1 protein-coding gene is annotated in these 514 nt (G+C 33.3%); it reads right to left on the reverse strand.

Annotated features, from left to right (window positions below; translation table 11 throughout):
- Positions 1-194 precede the first annotated feature (194 nt).
- A partial coding sequence (locus tag RTK36_RS13985) for a hypothetical protein (RefSeq protein ID WP_331655069.1) occupies positions 195-514 on the reverse strand: 320 nt, incomplete at its 5' end.

The raw sequence follows: 514 nt of genomic DNA on the forward strand, positions 1-514 counted from the left end.
GCCATTTCTATCCTGTCAAGACTAATTTGTCTTTTTCTGTTGTTTTTTTCAATTTTGTCCTCAGTACTAGAACAGAGAGTTATCTACTATCTAGTATTGCCATATTACTCCTTGTTAATACTTGTCTCACTACAAATATATTCCGTAATGAAATAAATGTATTTTCTTGTTTTCGTTAATCTCACTTTAAAAATTTAAAATAGCAAAAACGGTTTAAAGCGAAGTATTCTACTAGGTCTACCGTATTTGCTCATTAATTTTTCACCAACTACCTGACAGTACCCAGCATCAGCTAATCGTAAAATTATTCTATCCATCGTTCGAATACTGACACGGCAAATATCCGCTAGCTCTTTTGAGGTATATTCTGTTTTTCCTTCCTTCGTAATATTACTGAATATAGTATATACTGTATTGGCGCTTAGCCCTGTCTCCTTTGCAATTTGATAGAAACGCTCATCAAAATTCTTCTCTTTATTTCCTAATGAATTCGGTTCTAATGGTCGAAGGATCT

Source organism: Anaerotignum sp. (assembly GCF_031981185.1).
Classification (GTDB): domain Bacteria; phylum Bacillota; class Clostridia; order Lachnospirales; family Anaerotignaceae; genus Chakrabartyella.